At 62.2% G+C, this 7,481-nt stretch carries 2 protein-coding genes and 1 pseudogene; 1 reads left to right on the forward strand and 2 read right to left on the reverse strand.

Annotated features, from left to right (window positions below):
• Positions 1-25: 25 nt before the first annotated feature.
• Entirely contained in the window at positions 26-1,162 is a 1,137-nt protein-coding gene (locus NCT04_RS12105; protein ID WP_250465619.1) for a YadA family autotransporter adhesin, read from the reverse strand.
• On the opposite strand from NCT04_RS12105, the gene NCT04_RS12110 reads away from it, so the two are divergent.
• The gene (locus NCT04_RS12110; RefSeq protein ID WP_250465620.1) at positions 1,131-2,558 is read left to right on the forward strand and encodes a hypothetical protein; all 1,428 of its coding nucleotides are present in this window, start codon (positions 1,131-1,133) and stop codon (positions 2,556-2,558) included. The genes NCT04_RS12105 and NCT04_RS12110 overlap by 32 nt on opposite strands.
• On the opposite strand, the pseudogene NCT04_RS34700 reads toward NCT04_RS12110, so the two are convergent.
• Positions 2,546-7,450: pseudogene (locus NCT04_RS34700) on the reverse strand (beta strand repeat-containing protein); the annotation flags it as partial. The gene NCT04_RS12110 and the pseudogene NCT04_RS34700 sit on opposite strands and share 13 nt — an antisense overlap.
• Positions 7,451-7,481: the final 31 nt, after the last annotated feature.

The raw sequence follows: 7,481 nt of genomic DNA on the forward strand, positions 1-7,481 counted from the left end.
TGACTGTCACGTCAGGAAGCTTGCTTTACCACCGGTACGAAGCGTTGGCGCTGTACACGGTGCCATTGCGGCTCGTACCCGCACCCGCCTGCAACACGAGGTTCTGCGTGACGCGCAGGTTCATCGCGACGGCAGCCGCCGCATAACCCTGATACGCGGCGCCGCCCACACCGACGGACATATCCTTGTCCTGATCGATGTGCGGGACCATGGCCAGAGCCGTAGCCGCTGCAATACCCGAGTAGGCAGTGCGACCGATGTTAGTGACCTGGCTTTGCATCCCGGCAACCGCACCGTCCGTGTAGCCGTTGGATTGCGCGACCGCGTCGTTCAACTGGTTCACGTTGACCATATCCGTGTCTTGCGTACCAGCCGCGACGTTGGTGATCTGACGCTCACTTCCTACCGCACCAACCGACACCGTCTGAGCACGATCCGCCACGGAACTTGCACCCAAGGCAACGGAGTTGTCCGCCGTAGCCTGGCTGCCTGCGCCGATCGCCGTTGCGTAGTTCCCGCTCGCAAGGGCATTCGTGCCCATTGCGGTGGTGCTCATGCCCGTGGCTTGTGCGTTCGCGCCGCTTGCTACAGCGTGCGGACCGCTAGCCACCGCCGCTTCGGTCGTGCGGTCGCCATCAGCCGCAAAGAGCGGATTCGCACTCGCGGTGACGTTCTGGATGGAACTGGCCAGCGCGTCGAGCTGCGCCTTATTGGCCAAGTCGGTCGGAGCGACACCTGCTTGAACGCCGTGGATCTGCGTGCCTTGGGCGCCGCTCAGCGTGATGTTGCTGTAGTCGGTGTGGCCGTTGGCATCCGTGTCGAACGTTGCGGCCGTCTTCGCGGTTTGATTGCCGTAGAGGCCAGAATCCTTCAACTGACCAACCGTTGCAACGTCACTGTCAGCAATACCGTTCGCGATGTTGGTAATACGCAGCTTGTCCGTGCTGTTGCCGAACGACACTGTGTTCGCCTGGTCGGCGACAGCGTTGGTAGCCAAAGCCACCGCGTTGTCGGCCGTCGCCACGGCGTTGCCGCCGATTGCGATCGAGTTCTTGCCCGTTGCCGACGAGTCGATCAGGACGGAGTTGGCATGGAAGTACTTGATGCCACCCCCGTTCGCGGCAGTGCTCATGGCCGTCGAGATGCTCGTGACGTCGGTCATCGCAGTGCTCACGGTCGTCGACATCGAGTCGATGCCCGTCGACAGTGAGTTCACAGTGGTCGACATCGAGTTGACGGTCGTCGAGATCGACGTGGAGAGCGAACTGAAGCCCGTCGAGAGCGAGGACACACCTGTCGAGAGCGAGGACATGCCCGTCGACAAGGAATCCACGCCCGTGGACATCGAATTGATCGTCGTTGAAGACGACGTCGACAGCGAATTGACACCCGTCGAGAGCGAGTCGACACCGGTCGACAGCGAGGTGATGGCCGTTGACGAAGACGTCGAAATGGAGTCGATACCCGTGGACAACGAACTCATCGCCGTCGAAGACGACGTGGACAACGAGCTGACGCCTGTTGAGAGCGAATCAACACCCGTGGACAGCGAGCTGACCGCCGTCGAAGACGACGTGGACAACGAGCTGATGCCTGTGGACAGCGAGCTAACACCGGTCGAGAGCGAACTGATCGCCGTCGAAGACGACGTCGACAGCGAGCTGATACCCGTGGACAGCGAGCTGATGCCAGTGGACAGCGAACTTACACCCGTCGACAGCGAGCTGACGGCCGTCGAAGACGACGTGGACAGCGAGCTCACACCCGTGGACAGCGAATCCACACCGGTGGACAGCGAGCTGATCGCCGTCGAGGACGACGTGGACAGCGAACTGACACCGGTCGACAACGAATCAACACCGGTCGACAGCGAGCTGATCGCCGTCGAGGTCGACGTGGACAGCGAGCTCACACCCGTGGACAGCGAACTGATACCTGTCGAGGTCGACGTGGACAGCGAGCTGACACCCGTGGACAGCGAATCGACACCCGTGGACAGCGAACTGATGGCCGTCGAGGTCGATGTGGACAGCGAGCTGACGCCGGTCGAGAGCGAACTCACACCCGTCGAGAGCGAATCAACACCCGTGGACAGCGAACTGATCGCGGTCGAAGTCGAAGTGGACAGCGAACTGACGCCCGTCGACAGCGAACTCACACCCGTGGACAGCGAATCGATGCCCGTCGAGAGCGAATCCACACCCGTGGACAGCGAACTGATCGCCGTCGAGGTCGAGGTGGACAGCGAACTGACACCCGTCGAGAGCGAACTCACACCCGTGGACAGCGAACTGATGCCCGTCGAGAGCGAATCCACACCTGTGGACAGCGAGCTGATCGCCGTCGAGGTCGAGGTGGACAGCGAGCTGATACCCGTGGACAGCGAACTCACGCCTGTGGACAGCGAGCTGATCGCCGTCGAGGTCGACGTGGACAGGGAACTCACGCCCGTGGACAGGGAGTTCACCGCCGTGGAGCTCGAGGTGGACAGCGAGCTGATACCCGTGGACAGCGAGTTGATCGCGGCCGAGTTCGAGCTCGACAGCGAGCTCAACTGACCGAAGTTCACCGCGTCGGACTGGTTCGTGCCGTCAGCCACGTTCGTGAGCGTCGCCGCCGTGCCACCCTTGTTCAGCGTGACCTTCGTGTGCGTCGAGTCATCGTACTGCACCGAGTTGGCCACACCCGTGGACAACGAGTTGATCGCCGTCGAGGTCGACGTGGACAGCGAGCTCACACCGGTCGACAGCGAGTTGACTGCCGTGGAGGTCGAGCTCGACAGCGTGCTCATGCCCGTGGACAACGAGCTGATACCGGTAGACAGCGAGTTGATGCCCGTCGAGGTCGACGAGGACAGCGAGTTGATCGCCGTCGAGGTCGAGCTCGACAGCGAGCTCATGCCCGTGGACAGCGAGTTGATGCCCGTCGAAGTCGACGCCGACAGCGAGTTCATGCCCGTGGACAACGAGCTGATGCCCGTGGAGGTCGAAGCCGACAACGAGCTCATGCCCGTGGAGAGCGAGCTGAGGCCCGTGGAGGTGGACGTCGACAGCGAGTTCACACCCGTGGACAGCGAACTGATGCCCGTGGAGGTGGATGCCGACAGCGAGTTCACACCCGTGGACAGCGAATTGATGCCCGTGGAGGTGGACGTCGACAGCGAGTTCACACCGGTAGACAACGAGTCGATGCCGGTGGAGGTCGAAGCCGACAGCGAGTTCAGACCCGTGGAGAGCGAGCTTACGCCGGTGGACAGCGAGCTAACACCCGAGGACAGCGAACTGACACCCGTGGACAGCGAGCTGATGCCTGTCGAAGTGGACGCCGACAGCGAGCTCATGCCCGTGGACAGCGAACTGATACCCGTGGACAGCGAGCTGATGCCTGTGGACAGTGAGCTCACGCCGGTGGACAGCGAGCTGATGGCCGTGGAGGTCGAAGCCGACAACGAGCTCATGCCCGTGGACAGCGAGCTCACACCAGTCGACAACGAACTCACACCCGTGGACAGCGAACTGACACCGGTGGACAGCGAGCTGATGCCCGTCGAGGTGGACGCCGACAACGAGCTCATGCCCGTGGACAGCGAACTCACGCCGCTCGACAGCGAGCTCATGCCCGTGGAGAGCGAACTGATGCCCGTCGAAGTCGAAGCCGACAGCGAGTTCATGCCCGTGGAGAGCGAGCTCACACCGCTCGAGAGCGAACTGACGCCTGCGGACAGCGAGCTCACGCCCGTGGACAGCGAACTCACGCTCGTGGACAGCGAACTGACGCCGGTGGACAGCGAGCTCACGCCGCTGGACAGCGAACTGACACCCGAGGACAGCGAGCTGATACCTGTGGACAGCGAGCTGATACCCGTGGACAGCGAACTCACGCCAGAAGACAGCGAGCTGATACCCGTGGACAGCGAGCTCACGCCCGTGGACAACGAGTTGATGCCCGTGGAGGTCGACGACGACAGCGAATTCATGCCCGTGGACAGCGAACTCACGCCAGTGGACAACGAGCTCACGCCCGAGGACAGCGAACTCACGCCCGAGGACAAGGAACTGACACCCGTCGACAGCGAACTGATACCCGTGGACAGCGAGTTGATGCCTGTGGACAGCGAGCTCACGCCTGTGGACAGCGAGCTCACGCCGGCGGACAGCGAACTCACGCCCGTGGACAGCGAGCTGACACCCGTGGACAGCGAACTCACGCCCGTGGACAGCGAACTCACGCCGGTAGACAGCGAATTAATGGAGCTCGAGGTCGAGGACGACAGCGAACTCATGCCCGTGGACAGTGAGCTCATGCCCGTGGAGAGCGAGCTGATACCCGTCGAGAGCGAGCTCACGCCGGTGGACAGCGAGTTGATCGCGGTCGAAGTCGAGGCCGACAGCGAGCTCATGCCCGTGGAGAGCGAGCTTACGCCGGTGGACAGTGAGTTGATCGCAGTCGAGGTCGACGACGACAGCGAGTTCATGCCCGTCGAGAGCGAACTCACGCCGGTGGACAGCGAGTTGATTGCAGTCGAGGTCGACGACGACAGCGAGTTCATCCCCGTCGAGAGCGAGCTCACGCCGGTGGACAGCGAGTTGATCGCAGTCGAGGTCGACGACGACAGCGAGTTCATGCCTGTCGAGAGCGAGCTCACGCCGGTGGACAACGAGCTCACGCCCGTGGACAGCGAGTTGATCGCCGTCGAGGTCGAGCTCGAGATCGAGCTGATGCTCGTGGACAGCGAGTTGATGCCCGTGGACATCGACGCCATGCCCGTGGAGAGCGAATCGAAGTTGCCTGCCGAGGTCGACACCGCGGTCGACAGCGAATTCAAGCCCGAAGAGGTCGAGGACGACAGCGAGCTCAGCTGGCCGAAGTTCACCGCATCCAGCGCGCTCGTGCCGTTTGCCACGTTGGTCAGCGTCGCTGCCGAGCCGCCCTTGTTCAGCGTGACCTTGGCGTGCGTCGAGTCATCGTACTGCACCGAGTTGGCCACACCCGTGGACAGCGAGTTAATCGCCGTCGAGGTGGAACCGGACAGCGCGCTCAGACCCGTCGAGAGCGAATTCACGCCGGTGGAGAGCGAGTTGACGCCCGTGGACAGCGAGCTGATGCCCGTGGAGGTCGAAGCCGACAGCGAGCTCAGGCCCGTGGAGAGCGAGCTGATGCCGGTCGAGCTCGACGCCGACAACGAGTTGATGGCTGTGGAGGCCGACGTCGACAGTGAATTCAGACCCGTCGAGAGCGAGCTGATGCCCGTGGAGGTCGAGGACGACAGCGAGTTCAGGCCCGTCGAGAGCGAACTTACGCCGCTGGAGAGCGAACTGACGCCTGTCGAGAGCGAACTGATGGCCGTGGAGGTCGAGGCCGACAGCGAGCTCATGCCCGTGGACAATGAGCTGATGCCCGTCGAGGTCGAAGCCGACAGCGAGCTCATGCCCGTGGACAATGAACTGATGCTCGTGGAGGTCGACGCCGACAGCGAGCTCATGCCCGTGGAGAGCGAGCTGATGCCCGTGGAGGTCGAAGCCGACAGCGAGCTCATGCCCGTGGAGAGCGAGCTGATGCCCGTGGAGCTCGAGGCCGACAGCGAGTTGATGGCCGTGGAGGTCGAGCTCGACAGCGAGTTCACGCCCGTGGACAGCGAAGTGATGCCCGTCGAGGTCGATGATGACAGCGAGTTCAGCGCCGTGGACAGCGAGCTGACGCCCGTAGAGAGCGAGCTCACGCCCGTGGACAGCGAACTGATGCCCGTGGAGGTCGAAGCCGACAGCGAGTTCATGCCGGTGGACAACGAGCTAATGCCTGTGGACGTCGAAGCCGACAGCGAGTTCATCCCCGTCGACAACGAACTGACGCCTGTCGAAACCGAGGTGGACAGCGAATCGAGACTTGTCGAGACAGAATTCACAACCGTCGAAGTTGACGCGGACAAGCTGCTTAGCGTGCTAGTCGTTGTACTCAGACCGGTGGAGAGAGAACTCACGCCCGTCGAGACCATCGTCGAAAGCGACGTAATGATGTCGATGCCCGAAGTCGACAACGCGGTGGACAACGAGGTGATACCCGTCGACGCCGAAGCTGAAAGCGAAGTCAACTGTCCGAAGTTCACCGCGTCGAGGGCGCTCGTGCCAGCTGCCACGTTGGTGAGCTTGACGGCCGAGCCGCCTGCATTCAACGTCACCAGGGAATGCGTCGAATCGTCGTACATCACGGCATTGCCGACGACGGTCGACAGGCTCGTGACGTTGCTGTTCGTGGTGCTCAAGCCCGTCGAAAGAACGTTGACGGTGCTGTTGGTCGTGCTCAGACCGGTCGAGAGTGTGCCAACCGTGCTCGACAACGAGGTAACGGAGCTATTGGTGGTACTCAACCCCGTCGACAGACTGTTGATCGAGCTATTGGCCGTGCTCAGGCCGGTCGACAGCGAGCTCACGCCCGTCGAAGTCGACGCCGAGAGCGAACTCAAATTCGTGGAGAGAGAACCAACGGTGCTGTTGGTGGTGCTCAGACCAGTGGAGAGGCTGCTCACCGCAGTGTTGGTGGTGCTCAAACCCGTCGACAGCGAAGTCACCGATGTGGACAGGCTATCTACCTTGCTGCTCGTCGTGCTCAGGCCCGTCGAAAGACTATCGACCTTGCTGCCGGCTGTGCTCAGACCCGTCGACAGCGTGTTCACCGTGCTGTTGGTCGTGCTCAAACCCGTCGACAGTGAACTCACGCTCGTCGAAGCCGAGGCCGACAGCGTGCTCATGCCCGTCGACAAGCTGTCGACTGAACTGTTGGTCGTGCTCAGACCGGTCGACATGCTGTTCACGGCGCTATTCGTCGTGCTCAAACCCGTCGATAGGCTGCTGACCGTGCTGTTGGTCGTGCTCAAGCCCGTCGACATCGAACTCACGCTCGTCGAAAGCGAGCTCACCGCGCTCGTCGCTGTGCTGAGCCCGGTCGAGAGACTGTCGACCTTGCTGCTCGTCGTGCTCAAGCCGGTGGACAGGCTGCCGACCGCGATGTTCGTCGTGCTCAGGCCCGTGGAAAGGCTGCTGACCGCGCTATTGGTGCTGCTCAGGCCCGTCGACAGCGACGTGATGCCCGTGGATGCGGAAGCAGAAAGCGAATTCAGGTTTGTCGACAGCGAGCTAACTGTGGTGTTCGTTGAGCTCAAACCCGTCGACAGACTGGTTACCGCGCTAGTCGTCGTGCTCAAGCCGGTCGACAAACTGCTCACCGCGCTATTCGTGGTACTCAGGCCAGTCGAGAATGAGTTGACCGTGGTCGACATGCTCGTGACCGAGCTGTTAGCCGTGCTCAGGCCCGTGGAAAGGCTGTCCACGTTGCTGCTGACGGTGCTGACACCGGTCGAAAGGCTATCGACGCGGCTGCCGGTGGTGCTCAAGCCCGTGGAGATACTGTGTAAGCGCGCATTAGACGGCGTCCCTTGCGCATTGCCATGCGACATACGTCAGGCTATGGTTGGATTCAGTCGCCAG

The sequence above is a fragment of the Caballeronia sp. GAFFF2 genome (genome assembly GCF_023631485.1).
In the GTDB taxonomy this organism is placed as follows: domain Bacteria; phylum Pseudomonadota; class Gammaproteobacteria; order Burkholderiales; family Burkholderiaceae; genus Caballeronia.